The sequence below is a fragment of the Betaproteobacteria bacterium genome (assembly GCA_016194905.1).
Lineage (GTDB): Bacteria > Pseudomonadota > Gammaproteobacteria > Burkholderiales > JACQAP01 > JACQAP01.
Genome location: JACQAP010000031.1, coordinates 63,705 through 81,319 on the forward strand (window position 1 = coordinate 63,705; position 17,615 = coordinate 81,319).

At 63.1% G+C, this 17,615-nt stretch carries 17 protein-coding genes; 12 read left to right on the top strand and 5 right to left on the bottom strand.

All coding sequences use genetic code 11. The features are described 5' to 3' along the window. The first annotated feature begins 22 nt into the window (after window positions 1-22). The 8 genes from HY067_21120 (at window position 23) to HY067_21155 (ending at window position 7,531) form a co-directional block, all read left to right on the top strand. Window positions 23-1,129 carry a sensor histidine kinase gene (locus tag HY067_21120; protein ID MBI3530455.1) on the top strand — a complete coding sequence of 369 codons (1,107 nt, stop codon included), beginning with the start codon at window positions 23-25 and terminating at the stop codon, window positions 1,127-1,129. 3 nt (window positions 1,130-1,132) lie between these two features. Next, the gene (locus tag HY067_21125; GenBank protein MBI3530456.1) at window positions 1,133-1,879 is read left to right on the top strand and encodes a response regulator transcription factor; all 747 of its coding nucleotides are present in this window, start codon (window positions 1,133-1,135) and stop codon (window positions 1,877-1,879) included. Between the two features lie 200 nt (window positions 1,880-2,079). Continuing rightward, the gene (locus HY067_21130; protein MBI3530457.1) at window positions 2,080-2,646 is read left to right on the top strand and encodes an OsmC family protein; all 567 of its coding nucleotides are present in this window, start codon (window positions 2,080-2,082) and stop codon (window positions 2,644-2,646) included. 31 nt (window positions 2,647-2,677) lie between these two features. Beyond that, a complete protein-coding gene (locus tag HY067_21135) occupies window positions 2,678-3,952 on the top strand; it encodes an NAD(P)-binding domain-containing protein (GenBank protein MBI3530458.1) in 1,275 nt (424 codons plus the stop codon). Window positions 3,953-4,347: 395 nt separating this feature from the next. Next, on the top strand, window positions 4,348-4,677 hold the full coding sequence (locus HY067_21140; protein MBI3530459.1) for a MerR family DNA-binding transcriptional regulator: 330 nt from the start codon (window positions 4,348-4,350) through the stop codon (window positions 4,675-4,677). Continuing rightward, complete coding sequence (locus tag HY067_21145; GenBank protein ID MBI3530460.1) at window positions 4,644-4,829, top strand: hypothetical protein; 186 nt, start codon at window positions 4,644-4,646, stop codon at window positions 4,827-4,829. The genes HY067_21140 and HY067_21145 overlap by 34 nt, the downstream gene beginning before the upstream one ends. Window positions 4,830-4,927: 98 nt before the next feature. Continuing rightward, window positions 4,928-5,386, top strand: coding sequence for a (2Fe-2S)-binding protein (locus HY067_21150; GenBank protein ID MBI3530461.1), 459 nt, complete (start codon window positions 4,928-4,930; stop codon window positions 5,384-5,386). A gap of 12 nt (window positions 5,387-5,398) precedes the next feature. Continuing rightward, window positions 5,399-7,531: a xanthine dehydrogenase family protein molybdopterin-binding subunit gene (locus HY067_21155; GenBank protein ID MBI3530462.1), complete on the top strand. Its 2,133-nt coding sequence runs from the start codon at window positions 5,399-5,401 to the stop codon at window positions 7,529-7,531. A gap of 149 nt (window positions 7,532-7,680) precedes the next feature. On the opposite strand, the gene HY067_21160 is transcribed toward HY067_21155, so the two are convergent. Beyond that, window positions 7,681-8,187, bottom strand: a complete 507-nt coding sequence (locus tag HY067_21160; protein MBI3530463.1) for an OmpA family protein — start codon at window positions 8,185-8,187, stop codon at window positions 7,681-7,683. A 302-nt stretch (window positions 8,188-8,489) separates the two neighbouring features. On the opposite strand from HY067_21160, the gene HY067_21165 reads away from it, so the two are divergent. Then, window positions 8,490-9,167: a protein-L-isoaspartate(D-aspartate) O-methyltransferase gene (locus tag HY067_21165; GenBank protein ID MBI3530464.1), complete on the top strand. Its 678-nt coding sequence runs from the start codon at window positions 8,490-8,492 to the stop codon at window positions 9,165-9,167. 334 nt (window positions 9,168-9,501) lie between these two features. On the opposite strand, the gene HY067_21170 is transcribed toward HY067_21165, so the two are convergent. After that, entirely contained in the window at window positions 9,502-10,116 is a 615-nt protein-coding gene (locus tag HY067_21170; GenBank protein ID MBI3530465.1) for an NAD(P)H-dependent oxidoreductase, read from the bottom strand. A 139-nt stretch (window positions 10,117-10,255) separates the two neighbouring features. On the opposite strand from HY067_21170, the gene HY067_21175 reads away from it, so the two are divergent. Next, window positions 10,256-11,185 carry a LysR family transcriptional regulator gene (locus HY067_21175; protein MBI3530466.1) on the top strand — a complete coding sequence of 310 codons (930 nt, stop codon included), beginning with the start codon at window positions 10,256-10,258 and terminating at the stop codon, window positions 11,183-11,185. Here HY067_21175 and HY067_21180 read toward each other — a convergent pair. Beyond that, a complete protein-coding gene (locus HY067_21180) occupies window positions 11,079-12,098 on the bottom strand; it encodes a tRNA-dihydrouridine synthase (protein MBI3530467.1) in 1,020 nt (339 codons plus the stop codon). The genes HY067_21175 and HY067_21180 overlap by 107 nt on opposite strands. A 212-nt stretch (window positions 12,099-12,310) precedes the next feature. Between HY067_21180 and HY067_21185 the strand changes: the two genes are divergently transcribed. Continuing rightward, window positions 12,311-13,642 (top strand): HAMP domain-containing histidine kinase, encoded by a 1,332-nt coding sequence (locus HY067_21185; protein ID MBI3530468.1) that lies wholly within the window; start codon window positions 12,311-12,313, stop codon window positions 13,640-13,642. Further along, window positions 13,639-14,661 carry a response regulator gene (locus tag HY067_21190; protein ID MBI3530469.1) on the top strand — a complete coding sequence of 341 codons (1,023 nt, stop codon included), beginning with the start codon at window positions 13,639-13,641 and terminating at the stop codon, window positions 14,659-14,661. The genes HY067_21185 and HY067_21190 overlap by 4 nt, the downstream gene beginning before the upstream one ends. A 45-nt stretch (window positions 14,662-14,706) precedes the next feature. Here the strand turns inward: HY067_21190 and cqsA are convergent, their stop codons facing one another. Then, window positions 14,707-15,984 (bottom strand): quorum-sensing autoinducer CAI-1 synthase, encoded by a 1,278-nt coding sequence (cqsA, locus tag HY067_21195; GenBank protein MBI3530470.1) that lies wholly within the window; start codon window positions 15,982-15,984, stop codon window positions 14,707-14,709. Window positions 15,985-16,338: 354 nt separating this feature from the next. Further along, window positions 16,339-17,586: a DNA polymerase IV gene (gene dinB, locus HY067_21200; protein ID MBI3530471.1), complete on the bottom strand. Its 1,248-nt coding sequence runs from the start codon at window positions 17,584-17,586 to the stop codon at window positions 16,339-16,341. Window positions 17,587-17,615: the final 29 nt, after the last annotated feature.

A 17,615-nucleotide genomic window follows, 5' to 3' on the forward strand; every position in this document is an offset into this window, starting at 1 on the left:
GCGGGTCCGGGACGCATAATTGATGCAAAGACACCCACCGACCCCGCCGATTGCGGCCAAGCCTGCATTCCGACTGATGCGCATCAATCCGTTCCTGCCGCTCGGCGAGTTCTTCAAGCAATTGGGCCTGCTCTGGCTGAGCATGGTGGTCCTCGCTGTCGGGCTCACCCAGATCAAGGACTATCCGTTCTGGAAGAACCTGGTCTATTCGCTTTCCATCAGCACCTCGATCTTCCTGCTGTCGCGCCTGCTGGGCGGTTTGCGCGGCAGCACCCGAATGGACTGGAAAATCGCCGTCATCGCCATTCCGGCGGGAACCGCGGTCGGGGTATATCTTGCCGCCATTGCCACCGGCACCGATCTCCTGCGCTTGTTCGCCGAGCATCCCAATCATCTGGTGCTGACGCTGGTCATTTCGCTCATATTCGGCACGGGGTTTTGCTACTATTTCTATTCCCGCGAAGCGATCGCGGAGGCGACAGCGGCAATGCGCGAGGATGCGCTCGCGCGCGCGGCCTATGAAAAGCAGCTCGCCGAGGCCAACCTCCGATTGCTGCAAGCGCAGATCGAACCGCATTTCCTGTTCAATACGCTCTCCAACATTCTCAGCCTGATCCGGAACGAACCGCAAAAGGCCGAGCACATGCTCGAAGACCTGACGGACTACCTGCGCGTCTCGCTGCAGCGCACGCGCACCGACCAGGTCACCCTCGGCGACGAAATCATGCTGCTGCGGGCCTACCTCGGCATTCAGCAGGTCCGCATGGGAGCGCGGCTCAGCTATTCGATCGACGTGCCCGCGGAGCTGAACAAGCTGCGCCTGCCCCCGCTGATCATCCAACCCCTTGCCGAGAACGCCGTGCACCACGGGCTCGAACCGCAGGCGCAGGGTGGCCGGATCACGGTGAAGGCGTGCCGTTCGGGCGACAAGCTCGACATCGAAATTGCCGACACCGGTTCGGGCCTGTCCGAAGATTCGGTGCCGGGCGTCGGACTCTCCAACGTGCGCGCGAGACTGCAGGCGCTCTACGCGGACCGAGCGCAATTCCTGTTGCAGCCGAATCAGCCTCGCGGGCTGAAGATCAGATTGGAGATCCCGATCGATCCGCCGGCGCAACCTGCTGCGTAGCTCATGCCCACCGCCATCATCGCGGACGATGAAGCCCCGCTGCGCCAGTTTCTGCGCCGGCAGCTCGCAACGGCCTGGCCCGAACTGGAGATCGTCGCCGAGGCCGCCAACGGCGGCGAAGCCCTCGATGCGATCGACGCGCACCGGCCCGACATCGCCTTCCTCGACATCCGGATGCCAGTCATGTCGGGGCTCGAAGTCGCGCGCCGCGCCGCGAAACCGTGTCATATCGTCTTCGTCACCGCCCACGACGAGTACGCGATACAGGCATTCGAGGCGGCGGCGCTGGACTATCTGCTCAAGCCGGTGAACGCGGAACGTCTCGCGCGCGCCGTCGAGCGGCTGAAGTCCGCCTCGGCAACCCCGCCGCCCGATTTGACGGACTTGCTGGCAAAGCTGTCCGACGCGCTGCGGGCCCGGCCGGGTTTCCTGCAGTGGTTGCAGGTTTCCCAGAACAACGAACTGGTCCTGCTCTCCGTCGAAGAAGTCGATTGCTTTTTCGCCTCGGACAAATACACGCTCGCGCTGTGCGCGGACAAGGAATGGGTGCTGCGCAAGCCGCTGAAGGAACTCGAGACCTCGCTCGACCCCGAGCGGTTCTGGCGCATTCACCGCAATGCCATCGTGAGAGTGGCCGCCATCGCCCGGGTGAAGAACGACATCCGCGGCAACCATGTTCTCGAACTGCGCCAAGGCGGCCGCACCGTGGCGGTGGGAAGGAGCTACGCGCATCGTTTCCGGCAGATGTGATCGTCCACGCCGCGGAAGACGGAATCCGGGGCAGGCCGAGGTCGAGATCGATGCCGTCTTTTGACGAACACTCTCGGGCGGGCTGCAAATAACCGGATCGAATATCCAAACCCGAATAAATCATATGGCGGGAATAACTTTCGCGCGGGACCCGCTGCTATTCTCTCCGGCTCCATTATCAACCCCACGAGGAGCCAGTCATGACCACGGCCACGACCGAAAAACCCGTCAACAACGGCGTGAACGTCGAAGCATTGTTCGGCGCGCGCGAAGCTCTGACCAAGGCGCCGGAAGCCGCCCAGTTCAAGTGGCGCGCGTCCTGCGAATGGGTGAAAGGCACGCAGAGCCGCTCCACCGTAGACAGTTTCTACGGGCTCGGCGCCGAGCAGAAGCACAAGACCAAGTTCACCTTCGATTCCGACCATCCGGAAGTCTTCGCGTCCGAAGATGCGGCCGCCACGCCGGTCGAGATCGTGCTGGCCGGGCTGGCCGGTTGCCTGACCGCGGGCATCGCCGCTGTCGCGCAGGCGCGTGATATCCAGTTGCGTTCCGTAAAAGCGACGCTCGAAGCCGGGATGGACATCCGCGGCATCCTCGGCGCCGACCCGGACGTGCGCAACGGTTTCGACGGCATCAAAGTGACCTACAAGATCGACGCCGATGCGTCGCTCGACGACATCAAGGCTGTCGTCGCGCAATCGCAGAAGCGCTCGGCCGTGTACGACATCATCACGAACCCGACCAATGTCACCGTCGAGGTAAAGTAACGCTGCACCGCGACCCGCAGGGCAACACCGCGTGCGCACGACGACCGTTGTAATCGGCGCCGGACAGGCCGGGCTGGCCATGAGCTGGTGGCTCGCCAAGCGTTCGATCGACCATGTGGTCCTCGAGCGCGGCGAGGTCGCCAACTCGTGGAAAACCGAGCGCTGGGATTCGCTCACGCTGCTGACGCCCAACTGGCAGAGCCGGCTGCCCGGCTACGGCTACCAGGGCGGCGATCCCGACGGCTTCCGCACGATGCCGGAGACCATCGGGTTCATCGAGCAGTACGCCGAAGTGATCTCCGCTCCGGTGCGGACCCACACCAAAGTTATTTCGGTACGAAGCCGGGGTGAGGGTTACGAAGTCGTGACCGACCAGGGCAACTGGCAATGCGAGACGGTCGTGCTGGCAACCGGGGCGTGCAACATCCCCGTCGTGCCAGCGGTTGCCGAGGCGGTGCCGCCGGCGATGAAAACGCTCACGCCGATCCAGTACCGCAATCCGGATCAACTCGAGGAAGGGGGCGTGTTCGTGGTCGGCGCCTCGGCTTCCGGCGTCCAGATCGCGGACGAGATCCAGCGCTCAGGCCGGCCCGTGACGCTGGCGGTGGGCGAGCACGTGCGGGTGCCCCGCGTCTATCGCGGGAAAGACATCAAGCGGTGGATGGACGCGAGCGGCGTGCTCGACCAGCGTTACGACGAGGTCGACGATATCGTCAGGGCACGCAACGTGCCGTCGCTGCAACTCGCCGGCTACACCGACCGCCGGACGATCGATCTCAATTCGCTCACGAGAATCGGCGTGAAACTTGTGGGCCGTCTTGCCGGCATCAACCAGGGCAAGGCGCAGTTCTCGGGATCGCTGCGCAACGTGTGCGCGCTGGCCGACCTCAAGATGATCAGGCTGCTCGACACGATCGACGAATGGGCGAGGGAAAACGGCTGCGACGGCGAGGTCGGTCCGCCGCACCGTTTCGAACCCACCGAAGTCGAAGAATCACCGCCGCTCCTGCTCGATCTCACCAGCGGCCGAATCAAGACCCTCATCTGGGCAACCGGATTTCGCCCGGACTACTCCTGGCTCGACCTGCCCGTCCTCGACCGCAAGGGTACTATCCGACACGACGGTGGCGTTGTCGAAGCACCCGGCCTGTACCTGCTGGGCATGCCGTTCCTGCGTCGCCGAAAGTCGAGCCTCATCGACGGCGTCGGCGACGATGCCCACGATCTGAGTGCTCATCTCGCGTCCTACGTCCGCGGGAAAGCCGTGAAAACGCGCGAGGTTCATGCGCGTTTCAGTGCAGGCTAACTTTCAAGTTATGCCGGAACTAAAACGACGAAGGCGTTTCAGTGCAGGCTAACTTTCAAGTTCACACATTCACGCCTTCATTCTGAAAGGCTCCGCCTTCCCGCTCGCGCAAATTCGGTGCGTCCATAGTTGGATGCACCGCCTCATGCACATCCTTGGAGCGCAAAGACTATCAACGCGTCGATGAGCCGGCAGTGGCCGCGCAAACAACGAGCGATTGCGAACCGATCGGCGTTCCACGTGTCCGACCGACAGCGCCTTGCATTGTCGGGCTGGCGCGGCTGGCGTTGCCTGCGGGGTCCGCGCGAATGCCTGTTCTGCCGATCGGTTTTCAGGACGGACAACAAAAGCTCTTGACTTGGAGTTAACTCGAAGTTCTATGCTCTACCCGAACCATGGATGACAAGTTCTACACCATCAAGCAGACCGCACTGATTACCGGTCTCACCGAGGACACGCTGCGCTACTACGAGCGCATCGGCCTGGTCGGACCGATCGCGAGGGCCGCCAGCGGTCATCGCCGTTATAACGCAGTCGACCATACGTGGATCGACTTCCTCACCAAGATGCTGTCGACCGGCATGACGCGGAGTCGCTGGGCCGCTACATCGAGCTGTTCAGGCGGGGCGACGCAACGGCGGGAGAACGACGCGCAATGCTCGAGGCCCACGCGCGGCAGCTCGAGGACCAGATGTCGCAGTTGCAGGAAACGCTGTCGATCCTGAACTGGAAGATCAATCATTACGACGAGCTGCTCGCCCAGCAGAGCGACCTGGCCGCCGGTAGAGTCGGCGCGGTGTGCGGTGGCGAGACCGTCGGAAAGTCGCTGCGCATGAACGGTAACAGAGCGCCACCGAAGTCGCGGCAACCGGTCTGATCGCGCTTCGCAATCCGCGCTGAATCCCCGCAAGAAAAGTTCCGCGTGCCCGCCTCGGCGCGCGCGGTGATGGTTTTGTCCTCGAAAGGAGAAGTTGCATGCTTGCTTTGAACGTAAACGGTAAAACGAAAAAAGTCGACGTCGACGAAAGCACCCCCTTGCTCTGGGTATTGCGCGACCACCTCGATATGACAGGAACGAAATTCGGCTGCGGCATGGCGCTATGCGGCGCCTGTACGGTGCACCTCGACGGTCAGCCGATCCGATCCTGTGTGACGCCGGCCTCGATGGCGGTGGGCAAGAAGATCACCACGATCGAGGCGATCGGCAGCACGCCGGCGGGCAGGAAGATCCAGGCCGCCTGGGTAGCGCTCGATGTTCCGCAGTGCGGGTACTGCCAGTCCGGTCAGATCATGTCCGCGACCGCTCTGCTGAAATCCAATCCAAAGCCGAGCGATGCGGACATCGATTCCGCCATGAGCGGCAACATCTGCCGCTGCGGCACCTACGGCCGCATCCGCGCCGCGATCAAGCAGGCCGCCGGCGTTTCAGCGTAAGGAGACCAACACATGGCTATCAATCGAAGAGAATTCATCAAAGTCTCCGCGCTCGCCGGCGGAGGATTTGCTATCGGCTTCGCGCTGCCTGCAACCCAGGTGCTCGCCGCGGAGGCGAAAGCATTCGCGCCGAATCAGTGGATCCGCATCACCCCCGACAATCTGGTCACGGTCGTCGTCGACAAGTCGGAGATGGGGCAGGGCGTTTACACCGGGCTGCCGATGCTGGTCGCCGAAGAGCTCGATGTGGACTGGTCGAAGATCCGCATCGAAGCGGCACCGGCGGCGAAGGAGTATGCGCACCCCTGGTTCGGCGTGCAGGGCACCGGCGGATCCAGTTCGATGCGGGCGATGTGGCAGCCGCTGCGCCAGGCTGGCGCCACCGCGCGCGCGATGCTAGTCGCTGCTGCGGCGCAGACCTGGAAGGTGGACCCCGCGCAGCTCTCCACCGAGTATGGCGCGGTGATCGGGCCGGATGGGAAGAGGGCCACTTTTGGACAGCTCGCCGCCAGGGCGGCGAGCATCGCGCCGCCGAAGGAGGTGCCGCTCAAGGACTCTTCCGCTTTCAAGATCATCGGCAAGCCGCTCAAGCGCCTCGATACGCCGTCGAAGACCAACGGCACCGCGAAGTTCGGCATGGACGCGAAGCTTCCCGGCCTGCTCACCGCGGTCGTGGCGCGCTCGCCGGTGGTCGGCGGCAAACTCGTGCGTTTCAATGCCGACAAGGCGAAAGCGATCAAAGGCGTGAAGATGGTGCTGCCGGTGACAAGCCCGACCTCCGAAGGCGTTGCCGTGCTGGCGCAGAACTATTGGGCCGCAAAGCTCGGCCGCGATGCGCTCGAGATCGAGTGGGACGCCGGCCCGAACGCGACGCTTTCGACTGCCGGTCTGCGCGAGCAGATGTCGAAGTTCGCCGAGTCCGGAGAGGGTGCGCTCATGGCACGCAAGGAAGGCGATGTCGCGGCGGCCTCGGCGGCGAAGATGGTGGAGGCGGTGTACGAAGTGCCCTACCTGGTGCACGCACCGATGGAACCGATGAACTGCACTGCGTGGGTGAAGCCGGACGGCGTGGAGCTCTGGGTCGGCAGCCAGGCACAGGGGCCCAACCAGATGACTGCCGCGAAAATCGCCGGCTGCAAGCCCGAGCAGGTGAAGATCCACACCCTGCTGCTCGGCGGCGGCTTCGGTCGGCGCTTTGCACCCGACTTCCTGGTCGAGGCCGTGTCGCTGTCGAAGGACGCGAAGCTGCCCGTGAAGGTGGTCTACTCCAGAGAAGACGACACCAAAGCCTACTACTATCGGCCGATGGCCATCGCGACGCTGAAAGGTGGGCTGGATGCCGAAGGCAAAGCGGTGTCGTTCGAAGCGACGACGGTGTGCGATTCGCTCGCCGAAGGCACCGGGTTCGAGGCCATGATCATCAAGGACCGCATCGACGGCACCTCGGTCGAGGGCCTGGCGGACATTCCCTACTCGATCGCCAACGTCAAGGTCGACTGGGTGAAGTTCAGTCCGGGTGTGCGCACCTGGTTCCTGCGCTCGGTCGGCAGTACGCAGAACATCTTCTTCAGCGAGAGCTTTATCGACGAGATGGCCCACGCCGCGGGCAAGGACCCGTTCGAGTTCCGGCGCGTGTTGCTCGAAAAGCATCCGCGCCACCAGGCGGTGCTCGAGTTGGCCGCTCAGAAGGCCGGTTGGGGGTCACCGCTGCCGGAGGGACGCGCGCGCGGCATCGCGGTGGCCGAGTCCTTCGGCAGCTTCGTCGCGCAGGTCGCCGAAGTCTCGCTGGAGAACGATCGGCCGCGCGTGCACCGGGTCGTCATCGCAGCCGACGTCGGCACCGCAGTGAACCCGAACCAAGTCGTCGCGCAGATGGAAGGCGCAATGGTGTACGGTCTCTCGGCGGCGCTCTACGGCGAGATCACGCTGAAGGATGGCAAGGTCGAGCAGAGCAACTTCAACGACTACCCCGTGCTGCGCATGAGCGAGATGCCGCTGGTCGAAGTGCATCTGGTGAAGTCCGCCGAGAACCCCGGCGGAGTGGGTGAGCCTGGCACGCCGCCGATCGCGCCGGCAGTGGCCAATGCCCTCTTCGCGCTGATCGGTAAACGCCATCGCAAGCTGCCGCTCGCGAAGCAAGCCTGAGACTGCGGATCGGGGTTCCGCGTGGCAGCGGAACCTCCGATAACTGGGGGTTCAGAACTGCAGTGTGCATAGAGAACCAAACAGGACGGGCATCGCTTGATGCCTGTCCTGGTTTTGGCCGGCGCAGGTGTCGGCCCCGTGGAGCAGCGTTACTTTGCCAATTGCACCAGCACGCGGCGGTTTTTCTGTTTGTCGGCGGCGCTCTTCTCCGGGGAGACAAGCGCCTTTAAAGACCCTACCCCACTGGGCACGCACGGCAGTTTCATTCCCTTGGCCTTGAGTGCCGCGCAAACGGTTTTTGCGCGCGCGACAGACAGCTTCTGATTGGCTGCCGCCGTCCCGTCGGCATCGGTATGACCTTCGGCGGTAACCTTGAGTTTGGGGAAGGCCGTCTTCAGCGTCTTCGAGCTTTCGGTCAATATCTTCAGCAGTCCGCTGATCCTCTTTTCGTTGCCGGCGGCGAACTCCGCCTTTCCGGTCTTGAACTCGAACTGCCCGTCCTTGATCTGCTGGTCGGCCAGGGACTTGTTGACGTTGTCGAGGAACGGCTTGTTGGTCAGCTCCCCCAGATTCGGCAAGTTGTTCAAGTCCACCGCCCCGGCCGGGGCACAGGTCAGCACCAGCAGGCTGGCGGCAAAACCGATCGTCGAACGCATGTCACTCTCTCCGCAATTTGAACGGCATGCAGTATAAGAGAATATCGAGGCGATGCCGCGACGGCCGGTGCGGCTCCCCGGGGTTCAGATCCTGTTTATGGAGACGCCGCCGTCCACGAGCAGCGCACTGGCGGTGGTAAACGCCGAAGCGTAACCGATTCCGGAGCTCGCGCCAGTGACGATGGCAACCTTGTTGGCAAGTGCGGTCATGTCCGATTTCCCTTTCTAGAACTCCTCTGCGGTAAGGTGTGCTTCGCGCTTTTTTCGATGAGGGGTACCATGTATGCAGCCAGAGGCCGCCGATGGATGAAAAGCAGTTTGCCGAGTTGCGCCAGCACATGATCATGGAGATCGCCGCGATCACCGTGATGGTGGGCGAGCGAATCGGCAAGTACAACCTGGATTCGCGCGTGATGGAAGTCATGGGCAAGGTCGAGCGGCACGAATTCGTGCCGCTCGAACTGCAACCCCACGCGTATCTCGACCGCCCGCTGCCGATCGGCTACGACAAGACCATCTCCCAGCCTTTCATCGTCGCGCTGATGACCGATCTCCTGCAGATCGGCGCACAGGACGTCGTCCTCGAGATCGGCACCGGGCTGGGTTATCAGTCGGCGATTCTCGCCGGGCTGGCGCACAAGGTGTACAGCGTCGAGATCATCGAGCCGCTCGCCGGGCAAGCGGTGAAGCGGCTTGCCCGCGCGGGCTGCGCCAATGTGGAAGTCCGCGTGGGCAACGGCTACAACGGCTGGCCCGAGCACGCACCCTTCGACCGGATCATCGCCACCGCCGCACCAGACCTGATTCCGGCGCCGCTGATCCACCAGCTCAAGCCCGGCGGCCGGATGGTCCTCCCCGCCGGCCTGCCGGACAGCCAGCAACTGATCCTCGTCGAGAAAAGCGCCACCGACGGAAGGTTAACAACGCGGGAGATTCTGCCGGTGCGCTTCTCCGAACTCGAAGGCGCCGAACCGGGCTGAGGACTGGGAAGACCGTGACGAACGTGACACCCCTGTATAGCTCGGTCCGGGTGTAAACACCCCTGTATAGCTCGGTACGGGTGTAAACACCCCTGTGAAGCTCGGTCCGGGTGTAAACGATTGTGAAAACGCGCAAGGTTCATGCGCGTCTCAGTGCAGGCTAGCTTTTCAGTTATGCCGGAACTGCAATTCAATCGACTGCGGACTTGTTCCGCATATTCGTGACGGGTTAAGAGCAGAGAGTAGATAACAGAAGAGAAACGCCCCGACCGCTTTCACGATCAGGGCGCTTTTACAGCAGGCATCGCTATTGGGTTGCCAGTCCAGTTTGGATTCAGGCGGCCTGCGGGACAAACATCTCGCGGATCTGCCCGCGCGCTTTCGCGAGCGAATGGGCACGAACCTCGGCGCCGATGGCGAGACCGTGGGCACGGACGACTTCGATGTCGGTGATGCCGATGAAGGTGAGCATCTGCTTCAGGTAGCCGACGTGCATCGTGTCCACCGGCGAATCGGCGTAGGTGCCGCCGCTGGTGGCGACGATGATCGCCCTGGTGTTTTTCACCAGGCCTTCGGGCCCCTTCTCGCCGTACTTGAAGGTCTTCCCCGCCACCGCGATGCGGTCGATCCAGGCTTTCAGGCCGGTCGGGATGGTGAAGTTGTAGAGCGGCGCGCCGATCACGAGCACGTCTGCCGATTTCAGTTCGGCGATCAGTTCTTCATCAAGCTGCGCTTCGCGATTCTGCAGTTCGCTCAACAACTCCGCCGCCATGCCGCGGGTGGCGAGAATCTCCGGCGTCAAATGCGCGAGCGGTTCCCTGCCGAGATCGCGACGCACGACTTCGAAACCAGGCTCGCTTTCACGCAGGCGTTCGACCACCGATTGGGTAAGCTGGCGGGACACCGAGGCCTCGCCGAGGATGCTGGAATCCAGTTGCAGGACTTTCATGTTGCCTCCTTGTGTTGAGTTAGCTGACCGGGAAAATCCGGCCTGAGCACACGGGATTGATACTAAGACTGGCAACAACTCTGGAATAGCCGGCGAAACCGGGTTAGATTGTCCTGTCTATAGGACAATCGAGCCCGCCATGCAAGATCTCAATGACCTCTACTACTTTGCCAAGGTGGTGGAAAAAGGCAGCTTCGCGGCGGCCGCGCGCACGCTCGACCTGCCCAAATCGCGGCTGTCCCGGCGGGTGGCGACCCTGGAATCCGCGCTCGGCGTACGCCTGCTGCAGCGGACCACGCGCCGGCTCGCGCTGACCGAAGTCGGCAAGCTCTACTACCAGCACGCCCAGAACGTCATGGCCGAGGCCGAGGCCGCGGTCGAAGCCGTCGAACGTGTGCGCGAGGTACCGAGCGGATCGCTGCGGGTCAGTTGCGCGATCCCCGTTGCGCAGACCGATCTCGCGCGCATCCTGCCGCGGTTCCTCGCCGCTTATCCGCAGATACGCCTCGACCTGATCGTGACCAACCGCCGCATCGAACTGATCGAGGAAGGGGTCGACATCGCGCTGCGCGTGCGCACAATCAGCGACGAGGAAGCGCATCTGGTCACGCGCCGATTCCGCCCGGCGCACGGACTCATCGTCGTGCATTCCGAGTTGCTCGAAGCGCATGGACCGATCGCCGAGCCGGAAGACCTCGCCCGAATTCCCGTCATGGGTTTCGGCTCGGCGGACCGCAAGCTGCGCTGGTCCCTGGTCGGCGCAAACGGCGAGAAGCGCGATGTGACGCTAACTGCGCGGCTGACGACCGACGACTTCAACGTGCTGCGCAACGCCGCGCTCGCCGGCCTCGGCGCGACTCTGCTGCCGAGCGCGTATTGCATGGAGGATGTTCAGGCCGGCCGGCTGACGCCGCTGCTGACGAAGTGGTCGATACCGGCCGCGACGCTGCAGGCCGTATACGTCAGCCGCCGCGGCATGGTGCCCGCGGTGCGCGCCTTCCTCGATTTTCTGGAAGAAAATCTCGGCAGTGCGCAAACAGTTGCTGACTCACCAACGCCGGATCATTGATCGTGCGCACGGCTGCATAGGCGGCTTGCGCTTGCGGATAGCGGCAGCGCAGGAAGTTGAGCCACCGCTTGAGCCGGCCGGAGCGGTGATGCGGCGCTACGTGCGTGCCAACGATCCGCCAGAAGTCGGCCATCAGCGGCAGCAGCGCTTGCCAGCCCACGCCCGGTTCATCAGTACGCTGCGGTGTCGCCAAGTCTTGCCGCTTGATCGCCAGCGCCAGGCCCGGGTCGGCCACGATGCCGCGGCCTAGCATCAGTGCATTGCATCCGGACAGGGTGCGACACCGGGATGCGTCTTCGACATTCCAGATTTCGCCATTGGCAATCACCGGGATGGTGACCGCGGCGCGGATATCCTGAATGCGTTCCCAATAGGCGGGCGGCCGGTAGCCATCGGTTTTGGTGCGGGCGTGCACCACCAGCTCGTCGGCGCCGCCGTCCGCAATGGCCAGCGCGCATTCGAGTGCGCGTGAACCGTCGTTGTAGCCCAGCCGCATCTTCGCCGAGACGGGCATGTGTCGCGGCACCGCGCGGCGCACCGCGGCGACGATTTCCGCGATGAGTTCGGGCTCGTCCAGCAGGACCGCACCGCCGCGATGGCGGTTCACGCCCTTGGCCGGGCAACCGAAGTTCAGGTCGATGCCCGCCGGACCCAGGGCCGCGAGCTTCGCCGCGTTTTCGGCCAGGCACACCGGGTCCGAGCCCAACAGTTGCGCCCGCACGGGCACACCGGCGGGGGTGCGCCCGCCATGGTCGAGCTCGGGCACGACGCGCAGGAACACGCGATCGGGCAACAGCGTGCCGGTGACCCGGATGAACTCCGACACGCAACGATCGATCCCGCCCACGCGCGTCAGGATGTCGCGCAAGACGAAATCGAGCAACCCTTCCATGGGCGCGAGCAGGATGGTCATGGCGCCATTTTCCTCTTTCATCTTTCCTCTCGCTTCTTCGCATCACATCGGCAGCGGCAATTGATGATCCCGCCAGTCTCCCGGAAAAGCGGTTTTCAACCCTGAATTGTGCATAATCGCAGGTTCAGGGAGCGACGGCGGATAGGATCGGCCCGATGCAGGAGAGCCTGCACAGCGATAAACCGCACCAACCGGCGCCATTTTTATTGGCAATGACCTACCTGCGCACACGCCTTGAACGGCTTTGGATCGCGGCAAGCGAGGCCTTCAAGCGGGACACCGCCCACTTCTCGGCCCGCCATTTCTACTTTGGCCTGGTGGCCGGAGTAGGATTCCCCTTGTACTACGTCATCTGGCACGTCCTGTTTCCCCAGCCCTATGAAACCCTGCTGTTGAGGCTGGTCGGCTCCGCGATTTTCGTGCCGATCATTCTCGCGAAGCTGTGGCCTCAGTCGCTGAAGCGCTTCTTTCCCCTGTATTGGTACCTGGCGTTGCTGTTTGCCCTGCCGTTCTTTTTCACGTTCATGCTGTTGAGAAACGACGGCTCGACCGTCTGGCTGCTGTCGACCCTGGTCGCCTTGTTCGTCATGATCCTCCTGCTCGACTGGATCAATCTCCTGATCCACATAACGGTCGGCGTGGCGAGTGCCGTCCTGGCCTACCACGTGACGACAGGCTTTTCCGTCACGTTTGCCTTCAAATCGCTCGAGTATGTACCCATCTTCCTGTTCGCAATCGTCATGGGTATCGTCGTCAACTATACGGCCGAGAAAATGCGGGCCGAGCGCCGCCAGGCGATGCTCGCCACCGCGGGAATGGTCGCTCACGAGCTTCGAACCCCGCTGCTCAGCGTCAAGACCGGGGCAGCCGGGCTGCGTCATTACCTTCCGGTTCTGATGGACGCCTACCGGCTGGCCGTCGAGCGCAGGTTGATCGCCGGTTCCATACGAGGGACCCATCTCGATTCGATGGCCGGCGTGCTCGATCGCATCGAGACGGAGGCCGACCGGTCCAACACGGTCATCGACATGCTGCTATACACTGTTCGCGGCCTCGGCATGGAGCCCGCCAGGGAACTCGTCCCCTGCTCGATGTCGCGCTGCGTGGACACCGCGTTGCGACGTTACCCTTTCGCTTCGGAAAAGGAGCGCACCTTGATGCAGTTGGACATGAAGGCGGACTTTTCTTTCATGGGTTCGGAATTGCTCATGGTGCACGTGATCTTCAACCTGTTGAAAAACGCGCTGCGGCATATCGCCATCGCCGGAAAAGGCACGATCTCGATCAGGATCGAGACCGACCCGCTGGAAAGCCGCCTGGTTTTTCTCGACACCGGTACCGGCATTCCCGCCGAGGTGCTGCCGCATATCTTCACGCGCTACTACGCCTGGCCGAAGCACGGGGAGGGGGTCGTCGAGACCACGGGCATCGGACTTTCCTTCTGCCGGGAGGTGGTCCATGCTTTCCACGGCAGCATCGAATGCCGTTCGCGGCTGAACGAGTACACGGAGTTCCTGATCAAGTTTCCGGGGAGTACAAAATGAGCCGGGGAATTCGACCTTTCTACTTTCCCACGACCGTGGCGATCGTCGACGACAGTCCGGATTTTCTCGCCAACCTGAGCCTGAACCTGGATCCGATGCTGGCATTTCGCGTGTTCGATTCCCCGGCGGAGACGCTCGCCGCATTGAACCGCGAGCAGGCGAGCACGCCGGGACCCGAACGGTTTTTCTCGGTCTACCAGCACCGCGAGGAACATTCCTTCGACCATCATGTAATCGATCTCAACATGGCCCGGATTCATCGCGAGGTCTTCAACGACAAGCGCTTCGAGCGCTACTCGGTCGTGGTGGTGGATTACGACATGCCGGAGATAGACGGGCTGGAGTTCTGCCGGCGGCTCGCGCACTCCCCGGTGCGCAAGGTGCTGCTTACCGGCAAGGCGGACGAAAAGGTGGCGGTACAGGCGTTCAACGAGGGGATCATCGACCGCTTCGTCCTGAAGCAGGACCCCAACGCCATGACATTGCTCCAGCAGACAATCCGCGAGATGCAGGAGGACTATTTCCAGGACATCGAGCGGATGATGGAAGACGCGCTCAATATCGGGCCGCTGCACTTTTTGCGCGATCCTTTTTTTTCCGAACTTTTCCGCAAGATCTGCGCGGAGCTCAATATCGTCGAGTTCTACCTGTGCAGCAGCCCGGACGGTATCCTGCTGTTCGATGGCACCGGTGCGGTCACGCTGCTGCTGGTTTGCAACGACGAGGCGATGCGTGTGCATTACGACGTCGCTTTCGACAACGCCGCGCCGGCTGCGCTGCTGGATGAATTGATCAAAGGCAATATCGTGCCGTATTTCTGGCGAAGCCGCGGACTGTACTCGCGCCAGTACTTCGACTGGCGCAGCTATGTCTATCCGGCGCTGGAGTGCAATGGCTTGCAGCGCTACCGCTACGCGCTGGTGAAAGACACCCGCGGTTTGTTGCTCTCCCCCGTTTTCAGCTACCACGATTACCTGAGGCAGCTCGACGAGGCGGGCCGGGACCGTTCCCGCGCCTGAGCGCAACCGTCCGGGCGGTGACGCCGCGCGAAGCGTCAGCCGGCTTTACGCATGCGCGGGTTCCGCGATCGCGCTGCCGGTCCGTTCTTCGTTGCGCCTGCGCCGGGTCGAGGGCCACTGATCAAATCCGGTCTTGGAACGGATTTCGCCGCACGCGCCGAGGATCCGGTCAAGTTCATCCTGATTGAGCGCGCAGTGAAGGGACAGGCGCACCATCGAGCGGTTCTTCGGCGTCGCGGGAGCGCAGAACACCGAGCCGAAGATGCCGCGCTCTTCCAGGGCATCGCGCAATATGATCGTCTGCGATTCCGTGCCGGCCTCGAGCGCGATGATTTGCGACTGGCTGCCGTTCAGGTTGTAGCCGAGGCAATCCAGGCCTTCGCGCAGGTAGGTGGAATTGGCGCGGAGTTTCTCGCGGCGCCAGCCTTCGGTGCGGATCACGTCCATCGTCGCCGCCAGGCCCGCGACTTCGTGCGGCAGCAGGGTCGAGCTGAAAATTGCCGGCAACGATTCGAACTTGAAATATTCGGTGAAGTGCGCGGCGCAGGCGATGAACCCGGCTCGGGCGGCAAAAGCCTTGGCCAGGCTGACGGTGCGGAAATGCACGCGGTCCGCCAGCCCGAGTTCGACCACCAGGCCCTCTCCGTTCGGTCCGTGGGTTCCCAGCGAATGGGATTCGTCGGCGACCAGCACGCAGCCGCGCACCGCGGCAATATCGGCGATCTCGCGCAGCGGGCAGACACTGCCGTTGGTGCTGTAGACGGTATCGACCAGGATGACGCCCGGGCCGTGCCGCAAGATCTGTCGTTCGAGGTGCTCCGGATCGTTGTGGTGGAACATCACCCCGGGCGCCCCCGCGCTGCGGATGCCCTCCCAGAGCGACATGTGCGCCAGCATATCGGCATAGACGGGAACCTGGTCGTTGGCGATCGATTGGATCAATCCGGTGTTGGCGCAATATCCGGACTGACAAAGGACGCCGGCTTCCGCCTGCATGTAGCGCGCAAGATTCGTCTCGAATTCGAGCTGCGGGCTCTCGCCGTGCAGAAAAATGCCCGACATCAGCATGCCGTTGCCGTCGCGCGCCAGCGTGCCCGCCGTTGCCGCCAGGATGCGCGGATGTCGCGACAAGGCCAGATAGTCGTTGCTGCTCAGATGCAAGGCGTTCGGGCCGGGCTGCCGGCCGTGCAGGATGTGGCGTCCCCCCCAGGTGTTTCGAACCCGCTCTCGGTAGTAGCGCTCCACGCGAACGGTCAGGAAGTCTGGTAACTCGGGTGGGGGGGATAGCTGCGTGCCCGTCGGCCGGACGGCAGTGCTGTTCATGGCAGGGCTCCTTGGTTGGTTGTAAACCTGTCGTCGAGCCTGCCCCGCGATTGCCGCCACGGCATGGAGTTTGCGCAGTCCTATTGCCGTCGAAACCCTCCTGGAACGGGTTCCGACAAGGTCCGCGCAGCCCCAGCCAGATGGCATAACGCCTCACGAATCATCCGTGTTGGAAATGACGCAGGCTATTTACAGTTTACCGCGTGCCAGGCGTGCGCTTGGCCCGGATCGCCCCGGAATTCTTCCGGCTCCAGCGGCAGCGTGCGGTGCGACCGGAAGAGGACGCATGCATCGATGACGAACTACGCAGGTTGCCTGCAATGCTTGCGGTGGGAAAGAGACCGGCGGACGCAGCTAGAGTCCCGGCGTTGCGGGCGCGGGCCCTTCGAACATCGGCAACAGTAGTTGATCCCGCTCGCCGACGTCTGCGTTCGCCAGCGCCGACGGGGGCAATGCGTCCGACCTGCACAAGCTGCCCGCGCGCACGCCGAGCAACCGAAGCCGCTGCTCGAACATGGCCTTCTTGAGGCATCGGCCGGCGGTCTGGCGAATCGTGTGCGCATCGCTGGTGTACGCGTCCAGGGTCAGTTCACGCGTGACGATCCTGAAGTCGTCGTAACGCAGCTTCACGCCGATGGTTTTCGCGAGATATCCCTTCTTCTCCAGGTCTGCGGCCAGTTGCTCGCACAGGCGCGTGAAGATCGCGCCCAGCGCGGCGCGATCCTCGCGCGCATGCAGATCCCGTTCGAACGTCGTTTCACGGCTTATTGATTTTGGCTCGCTGAAGGTCACGACCGGGCGCTCGTCACGGCCATGTGCCGCTGCGTGCAGCCATGCGCCGTAGTTGGAACCGAATTGTTCGACCAGCGACTGTGGATGCGCAGCCGCGAGCTCGCCGATGGTGCGAATCCCGAGGGCTTCGAGTTTCGCGCTGGATTTCGGGCCGATGCCATTGATGCGTTTGGCGGGAAGCGGCCAGATCCGCGAGGGAATATCCGCGTGGGTCAGGATGGTCAGTCCGTTCGGTTTGTCCAGTTCCGAACTGATCTTGGACAGAAGCTTGTTGGGCGTAATGCCGATCGAGCAGCCGAGCCCGGTGGCGAGATACACCCGCGCCTTGATGCGCTCTGCGATTGCCTGGATGCCGGCGAGCGAGCCGGATTGCTGTGAATCGGCGCCGACGACATCCTGCGCGCCCGGAACTTCCGTGAGGTCGATGTAGATTTCGTCGATGCCCCGGTCTTCGATGAGCGGGGCCACTTCGACGACGGCGGCCTTGAACAGCCGCGAGTACTTGCGGTATTCGTCGAAATCGGCCGGCAGCAGCACGGCATCCGGCGCCAGGACGGCCGCTTTCATCAGTCCCATGCCGGAATGAACGCCGAGCGCGCGCGCCTCGTAAGTCGCGGTCGTAACTACACCCCTGCCGGCATAACTGCGCAGCACCGCGAAGCGATGGCAGCCATCCGGCTGCAGGTTAGGTTGGTGCGCCCGCCGGCCGCCGACCACGACGGCGCGGCCGCGCAATTCCGGGTAGCGCAGCAATTCCACGGACGCGTAGAAGGCATCCATGTCCAGGTGGGCGATCCATCGGCAAGGCATTGGTACTCCATCACACAGACGCTACGATC

Excerpts from the sequence above, each read along its gene's own strand:
- HY067_21120 (MBI3530455.1), top strand. The coding sequence starts at position 23 with ATGCAAAGACACCCACCGACCCCGCCGATTGCGGCCAAGCCTGCATTC.
- HY067_21125 (MBI3530456.1), top strand. The coding sequence starts at position 1,133 with ATGCCCACCGCCATCATCGCGGACGATGAAGCCCCGCTGCGCCAGTTT.
- HY067_21130 (MBI3530457.1), top strand. The coding sequence starts at position 2,080 with ATGACCACGGCCACGACCGAAAAACCCGTCAACAACGGCGTGAACGTC.
- HY067_21140 (MBI3530459.1), top strand. The coding sequence starts at position 4,348 with ATGGATGACAAGTTCTACACCATCAAGCAGACCGCACTGATTACCGGT.
- HY067_21145 (MBI3530460.1), top strand. The coding sequence starts at position 4,644 with ATGTCGCAGTTGCAGGAAACGCTGTCGATCCTGAACTGGAAGATCAAT.
- HY067_21150 (MBI3530461.1), top strand. The coding sequence starts at position 4,928 with ATGCTTGCTTTGAACGTAAACGGTAAAACGAAAAAAGTCGACGTCGAC.
- HY067_21155 (MBI3530462.1), top strand. The coding sequence starts at position 5,399 with ATGGCTATCAATCGAAGAGAATTCATCAAAGTCTCCGCGCTCGCCGGC.
- HY067_21160 (MBI3530463.1), bottom strand. The coding sequence starts at position 8,187 with ATGCGTTCGACGATCGGTTTTGCCGCCAGCCTGCTGGTGCTGACCTGT.
- HY067_21165 (MBI3530464.1), top strand. The coding sequence starts at position 8,490 with ATGGATGAAAAGCAGTTTGCCGAGTTGCGCCAGCACATGATCATGGAG.
- HY067_21170 (MBI3530465.1), bottom strand. The coding sequence starts at position 10,116 with ATGAAAGTCCTGCAACTGGATTCCAGCATCCTCGGCGAGGCCTCGGTG.
- HY067_21175 (MBI3530466.1), top strand. The coding sequence starts at position 10,256 with ATGCAAGATCTCAATGACCTCTACTACTTTGCCAAGGTGGTGGAAAAA.
- HY067_21180 (MBI3530467.1), bottom strand. The coding sequence starts at position 12,098 with ATGACCATCCTGCTCGCGCCCATGGAAGGGTTGCTCGATTTCGTCTTG.
- HY067_21185 (MBI3530468.1), top strand. The coding sequence starts at position 12,311 with ATGACCTACCTGCGCACACGCCTTGAACGGCTTTGGATCGCGGCAAGC.
- HY067_21190 (MBI3530469.1), top strand. The coding sequence starts at position 13,639 with ATGAGCCGGGGAATTCGACCTTTCTACTTTCCCACGACCGTGGCGATC.
- cqsA (MBI3530470.1), bottom strand. The coding sequence starts at position 15,984 with ATGAACAGCACTGCCGTCCGGCCGACGGGCACGCAGCTATCCCCCCCA.
- dinB (MBI3530471.1), bottom strand. The coding sequence starts at position 17,586 with ATGCCTTGCCGATGGATCGCCCACCTGGACATGGATGCCTTCTACGCG.